An 18866-nucleotide genomic window follows, 5' to 3' on the forward strand; every position below is an offset into this window, starting at 1 on the left:
CGGAAACTGCGGCGCCGAAACCGCATACCCGCCCTGTCCGCTGCATGTTCGCTACCATCCGCCCTGCCCCATGTCGGACGCGTGTCGCCACTCGTCGGCGCCTCCCTCGCGACGCCGGCGGCGCATCTCGTCGGCGAAGACGATGGCCGCAGCGACGGCGCGGAAATGCTCCGGACGGATCTCCTCCCCGACCGCGACCGCGGCGTGGAGCGCCCTCGCAGTCGGCGGATCAGGATGGATCGGCACCCCCGCCTGCGCGGCGCGCTCGCGGATCCGCGCCGCGATCTCGTCGACGCCCTTGGCGATGCAGACCGGCGCGGCACCCGGCGCCCGCGACCAGTGCAGGGCCACCGCGTAGTGCGTGGGATTGGTGAGGACGACATCGGCCCTGGGCACATCGGCCAGCATCCTGTTGGTCGCGATCTCGCGCGCCCTCTGGCGGCGCGTTCCACGCATGTGGGGATCGCCCTCGCTTTCCTTGCTCTCCTCCTTCAGCTGATCGTGGGTCATCCGAAGCTGCGACAGGTGCCGGTGCTGCTGCCAGATCATGTCGGCGAGCCCGACCACGACCGCCACGATCGTCACGCCCGTGAGGACGGACCACAGCTGCGCCTCGAGCAGCTGCCCCATCAGGCGCGCCTCGATGCGCGCGTAGCCGGCGATCCGCCGTGCCTCGTCCGCGAGGGCAAGCCAGAGCACGGTGGCGACGGCCGACAGCTTGACCACGCTCTTGGCGAACTCGACCAGACCGTGGACGCCGTATTTCTGCCGGGCATTGGCAAGCGGAGAGATGCGCGACAGCTTTGGCGCAATCTTCTTTGGCGCAAACACGATGCGGCGCAGGCCGATCAGCGCGGCCAGGACCAGGGCGCCCGGAAGCAGCAGAAACGGCGATGCGGCAACGGCCACGTCGCCGCTCAGCTGCATCACGAGGTTCGCGCCTCCACCACCGAAAGCCCGTCGGGCGAAACCGCCGGGATCGGAGAGAAGCTGCAGCAGGGTCTCGCCCAGCGCCGTCGCCGCCCATCCGGTCGCGAGCGTCATGGCCGCCGCGAAGCCCATATAGACCAGCGCAGCCTGGGCGTCCTGCGACTGGGCTAGATCGCCGGCCTCGCGCGCCCGCTCGATCCGGCGCTGGCTCGCGTCGTGGCTTTTCTCCTGGGCGTTGTCGTCGTCTGCGCTCATGGCCTCGCGCTCAATGGCGCCGCGAACACGAGGGCGGCAACGTCGAGCCAGCGCCCGAAAAGTTCGGGCAAGGCCAGCCACAGGACCGCGAGACCGAGGGCCACGATCAGCGGCGCGCCGACCAGGGCGACCAGAAGTTGCGGCATCGCACGGCTGAGAGCACCAAGCGCGAGGTTGTAGGCAAACCCCACGGCGACGAAGGGAAGCGCGAGCGAGAGCCCCAGCGCGAACGTGCCGCCGACCCGCGCGACGCCCCAAGACGCGAGATCGTCCCCCGATGGCGCCAGGCCGTAGGGTAGCACGACGTAGAGCTCGGCCAGTCCCGCGACCAGTGCGACATGCATGCCCGCAGCCATTGCGAGCGCAATGCCACCCAGCATCAGGAATGTCGCGATGCTCGGCTCCGACTCCGCCGTGACGCCCCCGAAGAGCTGTGCGATACCGACACTCTGGGCCGCCACCGCCCCTGCGATTTGCAATGCGATCACGAGGAGCCTGAACGCCACTCCGATCACGAGGCCCGCTGCCGCTTCCGCCGCCAGCAACGCGGCGAGGCCGAGCGGCGTTCGCGGAGGAGGCCCGGCGACATCATGCACGAGCGGCGCGACAACGAGCGTGAGACCCAGCGCGAGGCCCAGCTTCACCTTGGGGGGCACGACCCGCTCGCCCATGCCGGGCAGGACGGCGATCGCGGCCGCGATCCGCGCGAAGACCCCGGCATGCAGAAGCACGAGGTCCGCGAGTCCGGCAAGGATCGGGGCATCGGCGCCTTCCATCTCACGCGGTTCCGACCAGACTGAGCCTGGTGCGCGTGCCGATCTCCTCGAAGGACAGCACCGGGGCGTCGACGCCCTTGGCCTCGAGCACGCTGCGCAAGAAGCGCCGCCGGCGTCCCGACGTGGCGATGACCGGCGCGAGCCCACGCCGCGACGGTTCGGACAATGCACCGCGCACGGCGGATGCGAGACGGTTGAACTCGTCGGGCGGCAGGACCACGTCGGCGACATCGCCCTCGCACCGCTCGTATGTCGAGAACAGGTTCTCCCATTCGGGCCCGAGCTGGACGAGCGGAAGACGGCCCTCGCGGTCGCAAAGACGCGCAACGATCAGGAAGGCGATGCGGCGGCGGACATGCTCGACCACGTCGTCGAGCGCCAGGCCCGCCGCGCGCGCTTCGGCCGCGGCTTCGAGGATCAGCGGAAGATTGCGCACCGGAACCCTCTCGTCCAGCAACCCCCGAAGCACCCCCTGGAGCAGGTCGAGCGGAACCTTGTCGGGAATGAACTCGTCGAGCAGCCGCTTGTTCGCATCGGCGCGCGCCGGGTCCGAGGGGCGAGAGAACTCGTCGAGAAGCTTGCGAAGCGCGCGCCGCGTGAGCAGCCGTCCGAAGTTCGCCTTCAGTGTCTCCAGCAGATGGGTCGCGACCACCTCGCCCGGCGTGATCACGGGCAGACCCAAGGCGGCCGCGTCGTCGGCGGCGCGTTCCTCGATCCAGCGTGCGGCCGCGCCGTATACCGGCTCGGAGGTGTCGCGGCCTGCAATCCCGACGGGCTCGTCAGGGTTCAGCAGGACCAGAACATGGCCGGGCTCGAGCGCCGCGCTCGCGACCTCGATCCCCTGAACGAGGATTGCATAGCTCTTGCCCGGCAGCAGCGGATCGTCCGTCAACCGGACCTCGGGCACGACAAATCCGAATTCCTGGGCGATGTGCCGGCGCATGTTGCCGATGCGCTTGTCGAGGCCCGAGCCCGGCTCCATCACCGCGCCGATGATCGAGGGGTGGAAGCGCACATGCACCTCGTCAGTGTCGAGCAGATCGCCGATAGGCCGGGCGGCAGAGGGCGCGGCATCGTCCCCGGCCTCGGCCTCCGGCTCATCTAACGCATATTCGCGCCGCAGGCGGGCCCGCGCCGCCATCCAGCCCGCGACGCCAAGGCCCGCAGCCCCGAGAATGAAGGGAAGGAAGGGCAGCCCCGGAAGGAAGGCAAACACGGCCATCAGCCCGCCGACCGTGCCGAGCGCCGCCGGGTGACCGCCAAGCTGCCCCAGCAACGCACGATCGGCCGAGCCCGCAACGCCGCCCTTCGAGAGCAGCAGCGCCGCCGCGATCGATGTGATCACCGACGGGATCTGGCTGACCAGCCCATCCCCGACCGTGAGGATGGCGTAAGTCTCGAGCGCCAGGCCGAAGGACATGCCATGAGCGGCGACCCCCATCCCGAGGCCCATCACGATGTTGAGCAATGTGATCAGAAGGCCCGCGATGGCGTCGCCCTTCACGAACTTCGACGCGCCGTCGAGCGACCCGAAGAAGGTCGTCTCCTCCTGCTCGATCCGGCGCCGTTCCTTGGCCTCGGCATGGCTGATGGCTCCCGAAGCGACATCGGCATCGATCGCGAGTTGTTTGCCGGGCATTCCGTCCAGCGCGAAACGGGCGCCGACTTCGGCCATCCTGCCGGCGCCCTTGGTGATGACAATGAAGTTCACGATCAGCAGCACTGCGAAGACGACGAGGCCCAGGAACAGGCTGCCGCCCATGATGAACATGGCGAAGCCCTCGATCACACCGCCCGCCGCGTCGGTTCCGGTGTGCCCCTGGCCGATGATCAGCTTGGTCGAGGACACGTTGAGCGACAGCCGCAGCATCAGCGAGGCGAGGAGCACCGTCGGGAAGGCCGAGAAATCGAGCGGCCTCTCGATGAACAGCGTGATGGTGAAGATCAGGATGGCTAGGCCGAAGGAAACCGCCAGCCCAGCGTCGAGCAGCCAGGCGGGCATCGGCAGGATCATCATGCAGATGACCGCCATCAGCACGAGCGAAAGCAGGACCGTCGGCTGATAAAGCTGGCGAATCGAGAACATCATCACCCCTCAGGAACCGCCACCGAACAGGGAACGGGCGGCGGCGTTAAGAAAACCTCGGCCCGCCGTGAGCGTGGTCACGCTGCCACTTCCTGCGGCGAACCCCGTGGGGGCGAAGAGCGAGCCATTCCGGCGCGACGCGCCCGGGCCTGGAGCTCTGTCCCGTCGCGCGAGGCGCGTGGTGCCCGGCAGAAATGCCCCCTCCCGCGCCCGCGCCGCAATCAGTGGCACCGAAGAAGCGCTGAAACCGGTGGCCGTATTGCGCGACGCGACCATCTGCCCATGCGCTTGCGTCGACCCACCGCCCGCAATCGCGACGTCGTGCACCGGTGCAGACCGGGAACCGAGGCCATTCATCAACGCCACGACGCGGGCCCGGTAGCGATCGGCGTTTCCGGCGTTGCGCGAGTGGTAGTGACCTGCGGCTTCCATCCACGAGCCGCTCTCCTCGTAGAGCCGGCGCAGGAAGTCCGCGGCATATTCGGCTCCGATGCGCGGATCGAGCATGGCATCGAGCGAGCGAAAGGCCCCGCCATGCCAACGGAGATTGATCTGGAAGCACCCGAAATCTATCGAACGCGCGCCCTCTGAAATCGCCAGCCTTGCGTGCGCAAGAGCATCCTCGGCGCCATCGAAGCGCAGCCCCTTGCCCTCGACGTTGAGCGTCCAGGGCCAGGGCAGGAAACGCCCGCCACGCGTCAGCCCGCTCTCCGTCAGCGCGATTGCCGAAAGCAGACCTGCCGGCACTCCGCGGGCACGACCCGCTGCCTCGGCCGCGGCAAGACAGGCTTCGCCCGGCGATGGTACGGCAGTCGCCGCATCCGCACGCGGAACGAACAGGCCGACGGCGACCACGGCTGCCACCGCCCTGATGGCTCGCGCCCGCATCACCCGCCCGCGACAAGGCCGATGATGGTGTTCTGAAAGAAACCGACGAGGCCCTGGGCCATGAAACCCAGGGTCGCCCAGAACATCACCATGATTGCGAGCATCTTCGGCACGAAGGTGAGCGTCAGTTCCTGAATCGAGGTCAGTGCCTGCACGAGGCCAATCAAGAGCCCCACCACGAGTGCGACGCCCAGGATCGGCGCGGCTATCACCAACCCGACCCATGCTGCCTCGCGCATCAGGCCAATCAGCATGGCTTCTGTCATGGCACGCGCCTCAGACCGGCATCCGCAGGATTTCCTGGTACGCCTCGACGACCCGATCACGGACGGTTACCGCCGTCTCGAGCGCCATTTCCGCCGCCGACAGCGCTTCCACCAGCGTCTGCACGTCGCCCGACCCCGAAACCGTTGCCGTTGCGGCCGACTCGCCCTGGCGCAGGCTCTGCTCCATCATCCGCGCAGCCTCGGTCAGCGCGTCGGAGAAGCTCAGCCCCCCCTGGACCCCGGGGCCAGGCGTGTTATCGAGGGTGATTTTTCTGCTGTTTCCATAGAGCTGCGTCGCGATGCTTGCATCGGCTTTCATCGGGTTCTCCCTGCTTTCTGGGGGTCTGTACGCCCAAGGCGCGGCGCACGAACATGTCAGCGGCGAAGGAGGTCGAGCATGCTGCCCGCCATCCGTCGCGCCTGGTCGAAGATGTTGAGATTGGCCTCATAGGAGCGTTGCGCCTCGCGCGCATCAGCCAGCTCGATCAGCGGATCGACATTCGAGAGGGTTAGCATCCCGTCCTGATCGGCGAGCGGGTGTCCCGGCTCGAAGACCTGCCGCGGGGCGGTACCATCGAGCCTGACTGGTCCAGGCGAAACCTGCGCCGCGCGCGACACGCGATCGAGCTGGGTCTCGAACGAAACGGTCTTGCGGTGGTAGCCGGGCGTATCGGCATTGGCGACGTTCTCGCCGATCAGGCGCAACCGGTGGCTTTGTGCGCTCATCCCGCTCGCTGCGGACATCATCGCGCGCTTTAGGTCGTGCATGGCCACCCTCTCAACGAACGCGGCCGAGACCGAGCCGAAGCAGATCGAGGGTCTTGTCGTAGACCGTCATCGCCATCCGGTACTGGCTCTGGCTTTCCACTGCCCGAAGCGTCTGGTCCTCGATGTTGACGGTACTGCCATTGGGCTCCACCGGAAGTTCCGGCTCGAAGATCCCGGCCGGTCGTATAGGCGCGACGCCGGTTTCAGCATGGCCCGGCCGCGTCACGCGTGGCGTAAACGTGTCGTTAACCAATGTTGAGAAATCTTGCACGTCGCGGGCGCGGTAGCCCGGTGTATCCGCGTTGGCGACGTTCTCGGCGATCAGCTTGTGCCGCTCGGCTGCATGGCGCGCCATCGAGGACGCAAGATCGAGCACTGCAAGGCCATTTAACATGACGATTCCCACCACTTCTTGGTGCCGCTCCCAACTGCCTAGCCCGAATCCGCTTAACAGAGGGTTCGCGGCAACCCGACGTCGCGAGGTCACATGATCCACCAGAGCAGCGATCTCCCAGGGGTTCCTGCATCGGCGGTCATCTGGGGGCGGGTGTGCGGCTCGGACGGTGCCCGCGTGCGGGTGAGCGGCCTCGCGCAGCTCGCAAGGATCGGCGATCAATTGCGGATCCAGCTGGATGGCGATCGCGAGGCCATGGCCGAGATCGTCGCGCTCGATCGCGCGATTGCGGTCGGCATGCTGATGGGCCCCGCGAACGGATTGGCGGCGGGTCAGCGCGCATGTCTCGAGCCGATGGCAGACCCGGTTCCTTCCGCGGCATGGCTCGGCCATGTCGTCGACGCCTTCGGCCGGGCAAGATCGGCGGAAGGCACGGCCGCGCCAGCCACCTGGCCCACGGGCGCTCCGCGCGGGTCGACACTTCGCGTCGCGCCGCCGCCGGGCGACCTTCGGCGCCCGCTCACGGCAGCCATGTCAACCGGCGTCGCCGCGCTCGACACCGTGCTGCCGCTGTGCCGCGGACAGCGGATCGGCATCTTTGCCGGGAGCGGTGTCGGCAAGTCGATGCTGCTCGATGCCATTGCGCGCGGCGCGGATGCCGATGTCATCGTGGTCGGCCTGATCGGCGAGCGCGGACGAGAGGTTGCGGGCTTCGCACGCGGGCTGCTCGATGGCCCGAACGGAGACCGGACCGTCATCGTCGCGGCGACCTCCGATCAGCCAGCGCTCTTGAAACGCCGGGCTGCCCTTCTCGCGATGGCCTGCGCCGAGCACTTTCGCGACCAGGGCAAGCATGTGCTCTTGCTGTTCGATTCGGTCACGCGCTTTGCCGAGGCGCATCGCGAGATCGCGCTCGCAGCAGGCGAGATGGCATCGCTGCGCGCGTTTCCGCCATCGACGACCGCGGCTGTCGCGCAGTTGTGCGAGCGCGCCGGCCCCGGGATCGTTGGTGACCAGGGCGGCGACGTGACGGCCGTCTTCACGGTGCTGGTCGCAGGATCGGACATGGAAGAGCCGGTCGCCGACATGTTGCGCGGCGTGTTGGACGGTCACGTGATCCTCGACCGCGCGATCGCCGAGCGCGGCCGGTTTCCTGCCATCGATGTCCGTCGCTCCGTTTCGCGTTCGGCACCGGGCGCGTGGAATGACGCCGAAGGCGCCCTATGCCGCCGGGCGCGCTCGATCATCGCGACCTACGAGGATGCTGCTCCGCTGATCCGTTCCGGCCTGTACAGCCCGGGAAGCGATGCCGCCCTCGACGAGGCCGTCCGGCTCTACCCCGAGGTCGATGCGTTCCTTGGCACGACAAGTCTTGCGCGCCCCCGCGCCGAGGCATTCCGCGAACTTGCGGCCATCCTCGGGGGCGATCCCGCAAGATGACAAACGGATGCCTCAGGTCGCTCTTCGGGCTGCGCACGGGTAAGGCGCGCTGCCGACATGGGGCGAGTGTGGGTGCGCGGTACCTTCGACAAACGCGGACGCAATCACGCCGGCGTATTCAAAGCCCTGAGATGATCAGGCTCACGCGCGCACCGGCGCCAAGGCCGCCCGATCTCAGAAGCGTCAGCGCCGTGGTCGCAGGACCAATCCCCTGGGCTGAAGCAGAGAGCTGAGCATTCAGAAGGAAACGGGATACCGCCTTTTCCACCACTTCGGCATCCCTGAAGACGGCCGGCGACGCGCTGCCGAACATGCTTCTACTCCGTGCTTCCAGCGTCTCGACCTGCTTGTCGAGATCGAGCTGTCCGAAGCTCGAGGGCAGCGAAAACATGCCCTCGATCACTTGCCGCAAGGGCGGTGAGCCCAGGATCCGGAACCAGGCGGCCTTGTCCGATCCGCCAGCCGCGGCAATGCTCCCGATCTCGCGCTGGAAATTGAGGGCGAGCCGCAAATCCACGTCGACCTCCCCGACCGCACGTTCGAACTGCCTTTCCCGGAACCGCTCCGCAAGCTCCCTGCGCGTCGTCTCGCTGGTCAATGCCGAACCGAGATCCCCGAAACCGAGCGCCGCGCTGAACTCGCGCCAGACGGGGTCCGCCAGACGATTCGCAAAGGCGTCGGGATCGATCGCCCCCTCCTCGAGTATTCTGCGGATGAAGGCACGTTTCCCGATCTCGTCCTCCAGACCGAAGGCGCCGAGGGCCACCCGGAGCAGGCGCGTGTCCTGGACCAGTTCCGCGGCGCTCGTGACAGCTGCCGCCCGCTCGATGAAGTCCTCGACATCGCGCTCGACATCGGGGCTGCGCGAAAACTGCTCGAGCTGCGCCTCGTAGGTCCTGGTCAGGAAGCGGAACCCGGTCAGGCCGCCCGTGGGAATGGCCGCCAGGAACGGCATCAGGCATGCACTCCGTCAGCACAACCCGCAGCCTCACGCGGTCGCATCGCGAGGAGGCGATCCTCGACTGGAAGAATTTTTCGAAGTGCCCTGAGAACACAATAGAAATTATCATCTCCAAGGGCCTGCCGCGCCTCGTCGAGGGCCGTGTCGCAAAGCTCGATGCCACCGAGCGCATCGTGCAACTGGTCGATCGCCACATCAAGCTCGCGCCGGGCCTCGCGCGGTTCGGCTTCGCCGGCAACGGCAAGCTGGGCAATGTAGCAGACCCGCTTGACCGGTGTATCGACCTCGTCGGGGTGAATAGCGTCCCGCAGACGAAGGATATTCGCATCGGGTGTCTTGACGATCAGCCGCGTGTTCCGCTCGCCATTCTGCATGACAACGCCATTCACGAGGATCTGCTCATGCGCACGCAGTTTCAGGATCAGTCCAGCCATCTTCTCGATCCTTTCAAGGCGCGGTCCGCGCGCGAAGGCCGCGCATGACAGAGGTGTTGATATCGATCAGCGGCGCGACATTTGCTTCGCGACGCAAGACCTTCTGGGTATGCGCTCGTGTGAAGTCGCCGAGATAGACGAGCTGCGCGCGCAACTGCGCCGGCAGTCCGTTCCGGCTGTCCGCGGCATCGGCCATGATCGTGGTCCAGAGCGAGAGGTTCTCGTGCAGCGCGGCGACCAGCGCGGGAAACGCATCGGCAGCCTCGGACGCGCGCCTCATCCGGCCGGTGATCGCGCTGAACACGCGGTATTCGATCGATCGCGGCGTCTCCAACGCACGCGCTGCCTGCGCGTATCCGGAAACCGGCACGGTCATCGCGGTCATGCCTCATCCTTTCGAGCTGGGCGTGTGAAGCGCCGGTATTCGACCGGCGGTGAATGGGGCCGGAACGCGATCGCGCCCGGCCCCTCTGCCGGATTACCTGAACAGCGCGAGGATGTTCTGCGGTGCCTGGTTCGCGATCGAGAGCGCCTGCACACCCAGCTGCTGCTGCACCTGAAGGGCCTGCAACCGCGCCGATGCCTCCTCGAGATCGGCATCCACGAGCGCACCGATGCCCGACTTGAAGCTGTCGACCAGGGACGACATGAAGTCGTTCTGAAGCTCGACGCGTTTTTCCGTGGTGCCAAAAGCGGCCTGCGCGTTGATCGTCGTCTGGATCAACCCCTCGATCGCCTCAAGCGCTGCATCGGCGCCAGCTTCGGTCGACACGTCGATCGTGGCGAGCGCCTCCAGGCCGCCGCCGATCGTGTTCTCGGCCGCACCAACCTGCCCGACGTTGATCGAGAAGTTGTCGCCGGTCGCGCTGGAGCCCGTGAAGGTGATCGTGCCGCCCGATACGGTCGCCGCGACCGTCGAGGCATCGGCTCCGGCGTTCTCCTCGATGTAGCTGTTGAACGCGGCTGCGAGGCCCCTCGCGACATCCTCGACCGTGTCGCCGTCGCGCGCGACATAGCTGATGTCGCCGGTGCCGCCGGTGTTCAGCCCGGCGAGATTGCCGGCGCCGCCGGTGATCTGCACCGTGAAGCCCTCGCCGGCCGACACCGCATCGACGGTCACCGTCTGCGTCGGCGGGGTGGCGGCCCCGGTCAGGGCGGTCGACGTGCCGTTCGCCGTCCCGGTCAGGTCGTCCGAGGCGGCGGCGGTGATCGTCGTGCCGATGGCAGACTGCTGCGTCGAGAGGTCCTGCTTGCTCACCGAAATGCTGCGCGCCGTCACCGTCCCGTCGGACGCGCGGTCCAGCGACGCAAGGATGTCCACCCTGCCGGAACCGTCCGCCTTCTCGGTGTTGCTCAGCAGGTTGAGCCCGTTGAACTGCGCGGCATTCACGATGCCCTCGATCTGGCTGCGCAGCGAGGCGACCTCGTCCTGCAGCTTCTGGCGATCGATGTTCTCCTCGTTCGCGGCGACGATCTTGCCCTTGATCTCGTTGAGGAGCTCGCCGACCTGCTTCGCGCCGTTCGACGCCACCGCGACCGTCGACCCGCCGAGCGAAAGCGATTCCGAGATCGCCTTGAAGCCCGCGACATCGGACTCCATCACCGACGAGATGGCAAAGACCGCGGCGTTGTCCTTGGCGCTTGCGACCTTCTTGCCGGTCGAGATCTGGCCGTTGACCTCGGCCAGGTTCTGGTTGGTGTTGCGCAGGTTCTGCAGCGCGATCATGGCGCTGGTATTGGTCAGGATGCTGGCAGCCATCTTTTCATTCCCTTGGAAGCGCGGCGTGGTTCACGCCGCCGAACACTCTCCCGGGGCAATCGCCCGCGGGACCCTGGCCCGAGCGCCGCCCGGGCCGATGACGTGTCTTCTGACAGGAGGAGCCACCTTGTGTGGCGCGCGGCGTCTTCATCCGCGTGAGGGAAAGCAGAACACGAAAAACCCTAAGGCCGGGTAAAGCGCATCACGCGCATTTCGTTGTTCCGCAGGCATCGGCGCGGCTCGCGATGCGCGACCCGTCACGCGCATACGCAACCGCACCAGCGCGCGTGGCCTCGAGCGCCGCGATTCGCCGACGCGCCGCGCCCAGCCCGTCGCGCACGGCATGGATCAGACGCTCGTTCGCGCGCGCATCCGCGATGAGCGCCGAAAGGCCTTCGCGCATCGCGGCGGCGCGCTCCATGCCCGGCCATGCGGCCTCGAGCCGCTCGACATAAGCGGCCTTCTCAAGTGCGAGTCCTTCGAGATTCGTGAGCTCTCCGGCAGTCAGCAGCACCCGCTCGCGCGCCAGCAGAGCGTGCCCCTCGGCCAGCAGCGTCTTGGCGTCGTCCATTCTCACTCCCCGCTCGCGAGGCGTCCGACCAGCGCCTCGGCAATGCCGATCGGCCGGCTGCGCGCGATATCCTTCGCGATCTCGCGCGTGAGGAGATCGGAGAACCCGGTGTCTCCGGCATCGCCCGCGCGCGAGCCGAGCGCGCGCGTCAGCCCCAATTGCTTGAGCATTTCAGCGAGAAAGGCCGCTTCGAACTCCACCGCGACCTGAGGGGAAATGCACGGCGCGCCCGCGAGGCCCTCCGGCAACGCATTTTCCGGATTGCGATCACGGACTGCGCCCGCTCCTTGCATACGCGCCTCCGGAACAGCTCTCGACACCGCGTCTGGCATTTCTCGCCTCCATATGCTCCCCGACTTATTGTCGGGATCCAATGGACGTGATGCGCGTAAAGAATCGGTAAGCTATCCGGTCTATGACCGTCCGTGGGACAGAACCTGCGGGGCCACTCATGAACAGCCAGATCCCATCCATCGACGAGCCGTTGCGCGTCACCCCGCGAAAGGCGGACGTCACGGGCCGGGCACAAGGGTCCACGACCGACCGTCGGCCACGTGACCCGCAAGCCGGCGGCCAGCGGGATTTCTCCGATGCCATGGTCAGCGCACGACCGGACGGGCCGGCGTGGTCACGTGGTTCTGACGAGACAAGTGCTCGACCAGATGCGTCCCGGGCGAGATCCCAGATGGGCGACGAGGACGCCACGATGGGCTTGCTTGCCCCTAGTGTGCCCGATGCAACGGCAGAACGACAATCGTCGTCCGCCAGGGCCATGGGGCACATCTTCCGGCCCAACGCCGCGGGCGCCCCGGCGCCGCTCGCTGCGACCGCCACAGCGCCTGCTCCGATGAACAGCGACGATCAAGGGGCAGCCGGCGGCTCGAGCCCTACCGAGGTGGAGGTGGCGGCGAAGCGGGCGAAGCCATTCACGACCGTGACAAGCCCGCCGAGCGGCGCCATCCCCGCGCAAGGTGAGGGTTCGCAGACCGAAGCACCGCGCAATTCGGACACAGAACCCATCGGGGCTTTCGTGCCTTCCACGCCCCGCGCCGCGACGGGAGCGACCCTGCCCCGGGTCGGAGCACACATGGCAGGGCGCCCGGGAATCACCTCGGCTGAACCCACGTCCGGCCGGTCCGGCAGTTCGTCGCCCCAGTCAGGCCTGACGGGCGAGGTGCCCCCGGTCGGCTCGATGTCGTTGCGCGCCGAGCTTGCCGCTGCCTCAAGGGATGCCGTTGCTGGGAACGCGCTTCCCGGAGAGGCGTCTCAGCGACTGACGCGCGAAGCAACTCCATCCTCCGGAACACCTGCAGCCTCGGATCAGGATCGACCGTCGGCTGAGAACCCGAAAGCGGAACCGGCACGGCCCCCGCTCTCGTTGGCTCGGGCGGAGCCTGCCGCATCACCTTTGCGCGGAGGCGCCGATCGCCTCGTCGGAAGTGCAGCCACATTGCACTCGGAGCGTGCCGATCTCTCGGGCTTCGTTCCGTCGACGACGACTCTGCCACAGATTGGCAGCCCGGCCACCTTCACCTCATCCACCCCGTTCCCGGCCCCGTCGGCTCTAGCGGCAGAAGCTGCGAGGCAAATCAGCGCTGCGATTTCGGCGAACACGGACAGCCAACACATCGAGCTGCGCCTTGATCCGCCGGAACTCGGCCAGGTCGAGATCCACTTCGACTTCGGCAATGAGTCTCTCCGTGCCGTCGTGTCTGCAGAACGTACGGCAACCGCCGATCTCCTCAAGCGCCATGTTGAAACCCTGATCCAGCAACTTCGCGACGCAGGTTTTTCTGGCGTCGATCTCAGCTTCGGCCAATTTGCGCATGGTGAAGGCGAGCGCCACCGGAGCCGGGCCGGCTCGGACTTCTCTCCGCGGGAGCGAAGCCGCGACGCCGCGGCGACCAGAACGATGGAGTCAAGCGAGCGCGGCTTTCACGACCAGCGCCGCACCACCACCGACCAGGCGCTCGACGTCAAGGTCTGAAGCAGAACGGGTCCCACCATGAACGTGACGACAACGCATGCGCTTTTTCCATCGAACATCGGCGACTGGCCCGGACGCGATGCCACGGACGACAGCGAGGCGACGTCCGATTTCGAGACGTTTCTGACGCTCCTGACGGCCCAGCTCCGCAACCAGGACCCGATGCAACCGATCGATTCGACCGAGTTCGTTGCCCAGCTTGCCAGCTTCACGACGGCGGAGCAGCTTGTGGGCGTCAATGAGCGGCTCGATGGCTTGCAGGTCCAGGGCGCTGCGTCCGAGATCGCGGCCCTGGGCGCTTGGATCGGCAAGGAAATCGCCGCGACCGATGGCAGCTTCCGCGCTCTCGGCGGACCCATGGCATTCGGGGTGCCCGTCAACTCGGCAGCCGATGGAATAACGGCACGTGTTCTGAACGCCTCCGGCGACGAAATCGCGCGCTTCCCGCTTGAAGGACCGAACCTGCGCAGCGGGGTCTGGGACGGCAGGGCCGCGAATGGTGCGTTCGTGCAGGATCAAGACGTGAAAATCGTGCTCGATTACAGCGTTGGCGGCACCGTGATCGCGCAGCAGCCGGCAAGCGTCTTTCGGAAGGTTGTCGCGATCCGCGGGACGGCTGAAGGCATCGTGCTCGACCTCGCGGACGGCGGAACGCTCGATGCATCCCGGATCGGGCAGCTGCGCGATCCGGACGCGCCCGAGCCGCCATTGGCTTCCTGACGATCGAGTGAGATGCTGCCGGCGAGACGGGATCGCGCCGATCCGAACCCTCGCGCGGCGCTCGAGGTCGTGTGCTTGAGCGCCGTTGGCACGCCGCAACGGTCCGCGGCCGCTGTCCGCGGCGGATGCACCCACCGCGTCTTTCTTATTGCACCGCAATCGCTCCCGTCGGAAAGTTACCCTCGCGCGCTCAAGGCGCGGCACGTTGATGAACCATGAGTAGAAGGGCGCATCCGGCTCTGTCGAGCGCCCATTTTATTGTGCGACGAGGGATGCCATGCGTATTGCGATGATCGGGACGGGCTATGTCGGCCTGGTGTCGGGCGTCTGCTTCTCCGACTTCGGCCACGAGGTCGTCTGCGTTGACCGCGACCAGTCCAAGATCACGCGGCTCGAAGCTGGCGAGGTGCCGATCTTTGAGCCGGGGCTCGACGACCTTCTTGCGCGCAACGTCGAAGCAGGGCGGCTGCGTTTCACGACCGACCTTCCCGAGGCGATGAAGGGTGCCGACGCGGTGTTCATCGCGGTGGGCACGCCAACCCGCCGCGGCGATGGGCATGCCGACCTCAGCTATGTCTTCGGCGCCGCCGAGGAACTCGCGCCGCTGATCGAGCACTATACCGTCGTCGTCACCAAATCGACCGTACCCGTCGGCACCAATGCCGAGGTCGCGCGACGCATCCGGGCGACCGCACCCGACGCGCCCTTCGACATCGCCTCGAACCCGGAATTCCTCCGCGAAGGTGCCGCGATCGAGGATTTCATGCGACCCGACCGGGTCGTCGTAGGCGTCACGTCCGAGAAGGCCCGGGCGGTCATGGCCGAGATCTACCGCCCGCTCTTCCTGCGGGAAACGCCGATGGTCTGGACCACCCCCGAATCGGCCGAGATGATCAAGTACGCGGCCAACGCCTTCCTCGCGACAAAGATCACCTTCATCAACGAGATCGCCGATCTTTGCGAGAAGGCCGGCGCCGACGTGCAGCAGGTGGCAAAGGGGATCGGTCTCGACGGGCGCATCGGGTCGAAATTTCTGCACCCCGGACCGGGGTATGGCGGCTCCTGCTTTCCCAAGGATACCTCGGCCCTGGCCCAGACCGGCCGCGAGTTCGCGTCACCGATGCGGATCGTCGAGACCGTGATCGAGGTGAACGACGCGCGGAAGCGCAAGATGGTGGACCGCGTCGCCGAGGCGCTCGACGACCGGCTTGCGGGCAAGAGGATCGCGGTTCTTGGTGTCACCTTCAAGCCCAACACCGACGACATGCGCGACGCCCCGGCGCTGACCATCGTGCCGGCCCTGATCGGATCCGGCGCGGAGGTCCGTGTCACCGATCCCCAGGGCCGCAAGGAGGGCGAGGCCCTCCTGCCCGGGGTAAGCTGGCACGCGAACGCCTACGAGGCGGCGCGCGATGCCGACGCACTGCTCATCCTGACTGAATGGAACGAGTTCCGCGCCCTTGATCTCGCGCGGCTGCGCGGCTCGATGCGCGGAGAGGTGATGATCGACCTGCGCAATGTCTATCACCCGCAAGACGCGCGCGCGGCAGGCTTCCGCTACAGCTCGGTGGGACGGGCGTGACGGGAGCCACGAGAGTATCCGGCGCGCAGACCGAAGCCTCCGGGTCGCGCGAACCGCCCATCCTGGTGACGGGCGCCGCGGGTTTCATCGGCGCCTTCATTGCCGAGCGTCTCCTGCAGTCCGGGCGCCGCGTCGTCGGGATCGACAACCTCAACGACTATTACGACCCCGCGCTCAAGGAAGCGCGGCTCGACCGCCTGCGCCAGCATCCCGGCTTCGCGTTCGAGCGGATCGACATCTCGGATACGCGCGATGTCGAGGATCTCTTCGCGCGCATCAGGCCCCGGATCGTCGCCCATATGGCGGCCCAGGCCGGGGTCAGCTACTCGATCGAGAACCCGCACGCCTATGGCGCCTCGAACCTGACGGGCTTCCTCAACATCCTCGAAGGGTGCCGGGCGGTGACGACACGTCACCTCGTCTACGCATCGTCAAGCTCGGTCTATGGCGGCAATGCCCGCGTGCCGTTCAGCGTCCACGACAGCGTCGATCACCCGGTCAGCCTTTACGCGGCAACGAAGAAGGCCAACGAGCTCATGGCCCACAGCTATGCCGCGCTCTATGGCCTACCGATGACGGGCCTGCGATTCTTCACAGTCTATGGCCCGTGGGGCCGGCCCGACATGGCGGTCTGGAAATTCACCCGCGCGATCCTCGCAGGGGAGCCGATCACGGTGAACAACCACGGCAAGATGTGGCGCGACTTTACCTATATCGACGACATCGCCGAGGCGGTCATCCGCCTGCTCGACCTGCCAGCCAGTCCCGAGCCCGCATTCGACCGAATGGCACCGGATCCGGGGTCGAGCTGGGCACCGCACCGCGTCTACAACATCGGCAATCGCCGGCCCGAGGCACTCATGGACCTCATTGCGCTGATCGAGCGCGAGATCGGGCGAGAGGCGATCGTGCAGATGCGGCCGCTCCCACCCGGAGAGGTGCTCGAGACTTCGGCCGACACCACCGAGCTCGAAGCCGTCACCGGATTTCGCCCGTCGACGCCCCTCGCCGAAGGGATCGCGCGTTTCGTTCGCTGGTATCGCGAGTATCACGCGGTCTGAACGCGGTCGTCACGTCAGTCCGTTCCACTCTTCGGGCCTCGGCCTCTCATGTCGGACTATTCGCGGTCGAAGAGCATCCTCTTCGACCGCGAAAGCAGCGAGAGCCGCTGCGAAAGCGTCCCGGCGACGAGGAACTTCAGAGCGACGCGCCGCCATGCGTCGATCCCTCCTGACTCGGCGAACCCCTCCCCTGGAATTGCGCCCAGGATCAGCCTCGCGGCAACGCGCTCGGCGAGTGCGGGGCGGCGCCACGAAGACGGCCATCTGCTCCCGAACACGAGCACCGCAAGCAGCGCCGAGATGCGGACGAAGTGCCCGGCATCGATCGAGATGGCCGCGGCAAGGTCTTCAGCCAGTTTCGCATCGCTCCGCCCCTCGATCAGCGTCGCGATGTCGTGCAACCAGCGCAATCTGCTGAAGACATGTTGAAGCCCATGCACCGAGAGGAAGACGAGGTCACCCCGCGGGCTCGGCACCATGATCGTGCGCCCGGTCTGATCGATCCGCTGCACCAGCATTCCGCCGTCGAGGGCATCAAGACCCGGCCACCCGCGATAGGCGATGCTCCGCGCATGAAGTTCGACTGTGAAGTCCGCGCCGGGCAGGCGAAGCTCGATATCCTTCGAGACGCGCGCGCTCGGCGGCAGCGCCATCTCGTCCGAGCAAGGTTCGAAATCTGCGACATACCCGATCCGGCCGAGTTCTCGGGCGGCCTCGTCGAATTCTGCATCGGTGACAAGCAGATCGAGATCCCGGCTCTGGCGCATTCCCGCCGAGCCATAGAGACGCTCGGCCAGCGCCCAGCCCTTGAGCAAGGCGGGGCGGATGCCCACAGAGCCCAGGGCATCGACGATCCGAAGGGTCTCGGCCTTCTGCCTGAGAGCTGCGATCCCCGCATCTCGCGCCGCCCCTTGAAGCGCCTCAAGTACCTCACCAGGGATCGAGACGCCCCTGAGCGCACCGGACAAGATTGGCGCGACCCGGTGGCGCTTCACCGCGAGATCGATGAAGCGACCCCATGCGCGTGGCGTCAGACGCTGGGCAATCTCGTCGACTTCTCGCATCGCAGCCTCGCGGGCGGCGCCCACCGAAAGTGATCGCGCGATCAGTGCAAGCTCGGGCGGCCACGCCCCCGGCAGCGGAGCGAGCGATGCGCGGGCAAACTGGCGGTCGTTGCCGCCCGCTCTCGCGCCCTGATGTTCCCCTACTCGCTGAGTCACGCGCTGGTCTCGTCCGCTGGTTTGTGTGGGAGCCGGGATCAGGCTCGCCCTTCGACTGTTTAGACCGGGATGCGCGGAACGGAAACGCCAGCGACGGTGAAGACATGTCAGCCAGATCGAGTGACCGGTTGGCGCGCAGCAACTCACACCCCGGATGGCGCGCCAGCCCCCTCGCCCTGACTGTATCGATCAGCGTGGCGTATCACAGTTCCTGGCGCATGACGTCGAGCACGAGCACATCCGCCACTTCGTTGCCAAGGATCCGGCGCGCAGCGACCCGCAGGCTCCGCCGCATCTCTTCGATGATCCGCGCATCCGTGTAGGTCTCGTCAAAGGCGCCGGTATAGGACATAGCGAAGAGCTCGCGGAGGAAGGCGTCGCGCAGTCGCGGCAACATCCTGTGTGTGAAGTCACTCATCTCCGACGGCACGTCCACTGCAAGCTCGAACAGGACCAGAGCCCGCGTCGTCTCGCCGCGAACCACCGGGATGATCAGCTGACGCCCCACTGCAATGAAGTTCCGCGACCCCGACGGATCCCCGGGCTTGTCGTCATAGATGCTCGCATGGCTGCCCGGATCCGCGATATCTGAATCCGGGCCGGACCGCCCGCCCCCTGGATCCTGCTCAACCTTGATGGCCAGTGCATCGGCGTCACCCGCCGCCGCATCCGCGCGCACGCTCCCCCCCCCCCTCGGCCGACCCGCCTGCCGGCGCAACGTACCATGCAGCGCCCAGCGCGCCCGTGAGTGCGCCGATCGCGAGCAAA

The 18866-nt window shown here is 67.0% G+C and carries 21 protein-coding genes; 5 read left to right on the forward strand and 16 right to left on the reverse strand.

The window, feature by feature from the left end; all coding sequences use genetic code 11:
* Positions 1-51: 51 nt before the first annotated feature.
* Genes H0I76_RS02795 through H0I76_RS02830 form a run of 8 tightly spaced genes read right to left on the reverse strand, consistent with a single transcriptional unit; the run spans position 52 to position 6465 of the window.
* Positions 52-1185 carry an EscU/YscU/HrcU family type III secretion system export apparatus switch protein gene (locus H0I76_RS02795; RefSeq protein WP_200606732.1) on the reverse strand — a complete coding sequence of 378 codons (1134 nt, stop codon included), beginning with the start codon at positions 1183-1185 and terminating at the stop codon, positions 52-54.
* Complete coding sequence (locus H0I76_RS02800) at positions 1182-1961, reverse strand: flagellar biosynthetic protein FliR (protein WP_200606737.1); 780 nt, start codon at positions 1959-1961, stop codon at positions 1182-1184. The genes H0I76_RS02795 and H0I76_RS02800 overlap by 4 nt, the downstream gene beginning before the upstream one ends.
* Position 1962: 1 nt before the next feature.
* Positions 1963-4050, reverse strand: a complete 2088-nt coding sequence (locus H0I76_RS02805) for a flagellar biosynthesis protein FlhA (RefSeq protein ID WP_200606739.1) — start codon at positions 4048-4050, stop codon at positions 1963-1965.
* A gap of 6 nt (positions 4051-4056) precedes the next feature.
* A complete protein-coding gene (locus H0I76_RS02810; RefSeq protein ID WP_200606742.1) occupies positions 4057-4911 on the reverse strand; it encodes a lysozyme family protein in 855 nt (284 codons plus the stop codon).
* A 23-nt stretch (positions 4912-4934) separates the two neighbouring features.
* Positions 4935-5201, reverse strand: coding sequence for a flagellar biosynthetic protein FliQ (locus H0I76_RS02815; protein WP_200606745.1), 267 nt, complete (start codon positions 5199-5201; stop codon positions 4935-4937).
* 10 nt (positions 5202-5211) lie between these two features.
* The gene (locus tag H0I76_RS02820) at positions 5212-5520 is read right to left on the reverse strand and encodes a flagellar hook-basal body complex protein FliE (RefSeq protein ID WP_200606748.1); all 309 of its coding nucleotides are present in this window, start codon (positions 5518-5520) and stop codon (positions 5212-5214) included.
* 56 nt (positions 5521-5576) lie between these two features.
* Complete coding sequence (flgC, locus tag H0I76_RS02825) at positions 5577-5969, reverse strand: flagellar basal body rod protein FlgC (protein ID WP_200606750.1); 393 nt, start codon at positions 5967-5969, stop codon at positions 5577-5579.
* A gap of 10 nt (positions 5970-5979) precedes the next feature.
* The gene (locus tag H0I76_RS02830; protein ID WP_200606759.1) at positions 5980-6465 is read right to left on the reverse strand and encodes a FlgB family protein; all 486 of its coding nucleotides are present in this window, start codon (positions 6463-6465) and stop codon (positions 5980-5982) included.
* Here H0I76_RS02830 and H0I76_RS02835 point away from each other — a divergent pair.
* Entirely contained in the window at positions 6457-7803 is a 1347-nt protein-coding gene (locus H0I76_RS02835; protein WP_200606761.1) for a FliI/YscN family ATPase, read from the forward strand. The genes H0I76_RS02830 and H0I76_RS02835 overlap by 9 nt on opposite strands.
* A gap of 118 nt (positions 7804-7921) precedes the next feature.
* Here H0I76_RS02835 and H0I76_RS02840 read toward each other — a convergent pair whose 3' ends face one another.
* The 6 genes from H0I76_RS02840 to H0I76_RS02865 form a co-directional block, all read right to left on the reverse strand.
* Complete coding sequence (locus H0I76_RS02840) at positions 7922-8758, reverse strand: DUF1217 domain-containing protein (RefSeq protein ID WP_200606763.1); 837 nt, start codon at positions 8756-8758, stop codon at positions 7922-7924.
* A complete protein-coding gene (locus H0I76_RS02845) occupies positions 8758-9198 on the reverse strand; it encodes a flagellar biosynthesis repressor FlbT (protein ID WP_200606765.1) in 441 nt (146 codons plus the stop codon). Before H0I76_RS02845 ends, H0I76_RS02840 begins: the two co-directional genes overlap by 1 nt.
* Before the next feature lie 13 nt (positions 9199-9211).
* Positions 9212-9583 (reverse strand): flagellar biosynthesis regulator FlaF, encoded by a 372-nt coding sequence (flaF, locus tag H0I76_RS02850; RefSeq protein ID WP_200606774.1) that lies wholly within the window; start codon positions 9581-9583, stop codon positions 9212-9214.
* A 93-nt stretch (positions 9584-9676) separates the two neighbouring features.
* Positions 9677-10957 (reverse strand): flagellin N-terminal helical domain-containing protein, encoded by a 1281-nt coding sequence (locus H0I76_RS02855; RefSeq protein ID WP_200606776.1) that lies wholly within the window; start codon positions 10955-10957, stop codon positions 9677-9679.
* 202 nt (positions 10958-11159) lie between these two features.
* Complete coding sequence (locus H0I76_RS02860) at positions 11160-11528, reverse strand: hypothetical protein (protein ID WP_200606778.1); 369 nt, start codon at positions 11526-11528, stop codon at positions 11160-11162.
* A 2-nt stretch (positions 11529-11530) separates the two neighbouring features.
* The gene (locus H0I76_RS02865; protein ID WP_200606779.1) at positions 11531-11860 is read right to left on the reverse strand and encodes a hypothetical protein; all 330 of its coding nucleotides are present in this window, start codon (positions 11858-11860) and stop codon (positions 11531-11533) included.
* Between the two features lie 1118 nt (positions 11861-12978).
* Here H0I76_RS02865 and fliK point away from each other — a divergent pair.
* The 4 genes from fliK (at position 12979) to H0I76_RS02885 (ending at position 16878) form a co-directional block, all read left to right on the forward strand.
* A complete protein-coding gene (gene fliK, locus H0I76_RS02870) occupies positions 12979-13515 on the forward strand; it encodes a flagellar hook-length control protein FliK (RefSeq protein ID WP_200606781.1) in 537 nt (178 codons plus the stop codon).
* 18 nt (positions 13516-13533) lie between these two features.
* Entirely contained in the window at positions 13534-14235 is a 702-nt protein-coding gene (locus H0I76_RS02875; RefSeq protein WP_200606783.1) for a flagellar hook assembly protein FlgD, read from the forward strand.
* 277 nt (positions 14236-14512) lie between these two features.
* Entirely contained in the window at positions 14513-15817 is a 1305-nt protein-coding gene (locus H0I76_RS02880; protein WP_200606786.1) for a UDP-glucose dehydrogenase family protein, read from the forward strand.
* The gene (locus H0I76_RS02885; protein WP_325166346.1) at positions 15814-16878 is read left to right on the forward strand and encodes an NAD-dependent epimerase; all 1065 of its coding nucleotides are present in this window, start codon (positions 15814-15816) and stop codon (positions 16876-16878) included. The genes H0I76_RS02880 and H0I76_RS02885 overlap by 4 nt, the downstream gene beginning before the upstream one ends.
* Before the next feature lie 56 nt (positions 16879-16934).
* Here the strand turns inward: H0I76_RS02885 and H0I76_RS02890 are convergent, their stop codons facing one another.
* Positions 16935-17942: a nucleotidyltransferase domain-containing protein gene (locus H0I76_RS02890; RefSeq protein ID WP_200606788.1), complete on the reverse strand. Its 1008-nt coding sequence runs from the start codon at positions 17940-17942 to the stop codon at positions 16935-16937.
* 358 nt (positions 17943-18300) lie between these two features.
* Entirely contained in the window at positions 18301-18777 is a 477-nt protein-coding gene (locus tag H0I76_RS02895; protein WP_200606790.1) for a hypothetical protein, read from the reverse strand.
* Between the last annotated feature and the right edge of the window lie 89 nt (positions 18778-18866).

Origin of the sequence: Thermohalobaculum xanthum (assembly GCF_016623495.1) — a bacterium.
Taxonomy (GTDB): domain Bacteria; phylum Pseudomonadota; class Alphaproteobacteria; order Rhodobacterales; family Rhodobacteraceae; genus Thermohalobaculum; species Thermohalobaculum xanthum.

What these genes read in the sequence shown, in the direction of transcription:
- H0I76_RS02815 (WP_200606745.1), bottom strand. Translation starts at nt 5,201, where the DNA reads ATGACAGAAGCCATGCTGATTGGCCTGATGCGCGAGGCAGCATGGGTC.
- flgC (WP_200606750.1), bottom strand. Translation starts at nt 5,969, where the DNA reads ATGCACGACCTAAAGCGCGCGATGATGTCCGCAGCGAGCGGGATGAGC.
- H0I76_RS02840 (WP_200606763.1), bottom strand. Translation starts at nt 8,758, where the DNA reads ATGCCGTTCCTGGCGGCCATTCCCACGGGCGGCCTGACCGGGTTCCGC.
- H0I76_RS02820 (WP_200606748.1), bottom strand. Translation starts at nt 5,520, where the DNA reads ATGAAAGCCGATGCAAGCATCGCGACGCAGCTCTATGGAAACAGCAGA.
- H0I76_RS02860 (WP_200606778.1), bottom strand. Translation starts at nt 11,528, where the DNA reads ATGGACGACGCCAAGACGCTGCTGGCCGAGGGGCACGCTCTGCTGGCG.
- H0I76_RS02845 (WP_200606765.1), bottom strand. Translation starts at nt 9,198, where the DNA reads ATGGCTGGACTGATCCTGAAACTGCGTGCGCATGAGCAGATCCTCGTG.
- H0I76_RS02855 (WP_200606776.1), bottom strand. Translation starts at nt 10,957, where the DNA reads ATGGCTGCCAGCATCCTGACCAATACCAGCGCCATGATCGCGCTGCAG.
- H0I76_RS02835 (WP_200606761.1), top strand. Translation starts at nt 6,457, where the DNA reads ATGATCCACCAGAGCAGCGATCTCCCAGGGGTTCCTGCATCGGCGGTC.
- H0I76_RS02890 (WP_200606788.1), bottom strand. Translation starts at nt 17,942, where the DNA reads ATGCGAGAAGTCGACGAGATTGCCCAGCGTCTGACGCCACGCGCATGG.
- H0I76_RS02800 (WP_200606737.1), bottom strand. Translation starts at nt 1,961, where the DNA reads ATGGAAGGCGCCGATGCCCCGATCCTTGCCGGACTCGCGGACCTCGTG.
- H0I76_RS02865 (WP_200606779.1), bottom strand. Translation starts at nt 11,860, where the DNA reads ATGCCAGACGCGGTGTCGAGAGCTGTTCCGGAGGCGCGTATGCAAGGA.
- H0I76_RS02795 (WP_200606732.1), bottom strand. Translation starts at nt 1,185, where the DNA reads ATGAGCGCAGACGACGACAACGCCCAGGAGAAAAGCCACGACGCGAGC.
- flaF (WP_200606774.1), bottom strand. Translation starts at nt 9,583, where the DNA reads ATGACCGCGATGACCGTGCCGGTTTCCGGATACGCGCAGGCAGCGCGT.
- H0I76_RS02875 (WP_200606783.1), top strand. Translation starts at nt 13,534, where the DNA reads ATGAACGTGACGACAACGCATGCGCTTTTTCCATCGAACATCGGCGAC.
- H0I76_RS02880 (WP_200606786.1), top strand. Translation starts at nt 14,513, where the DNA reads ATGCGTATTGCGATGATCGGGACGGGCTATGTCGGCCTGGTGTCGGGC.
- H0I76_RS02805 (WP_200606739.1), bottom strand. Translation starts at nt 4,050, where the DNA reads ATGATGTTCTCGATTCGCCAGCTTTATCAGCCGACGGTCCTGCTTTCG.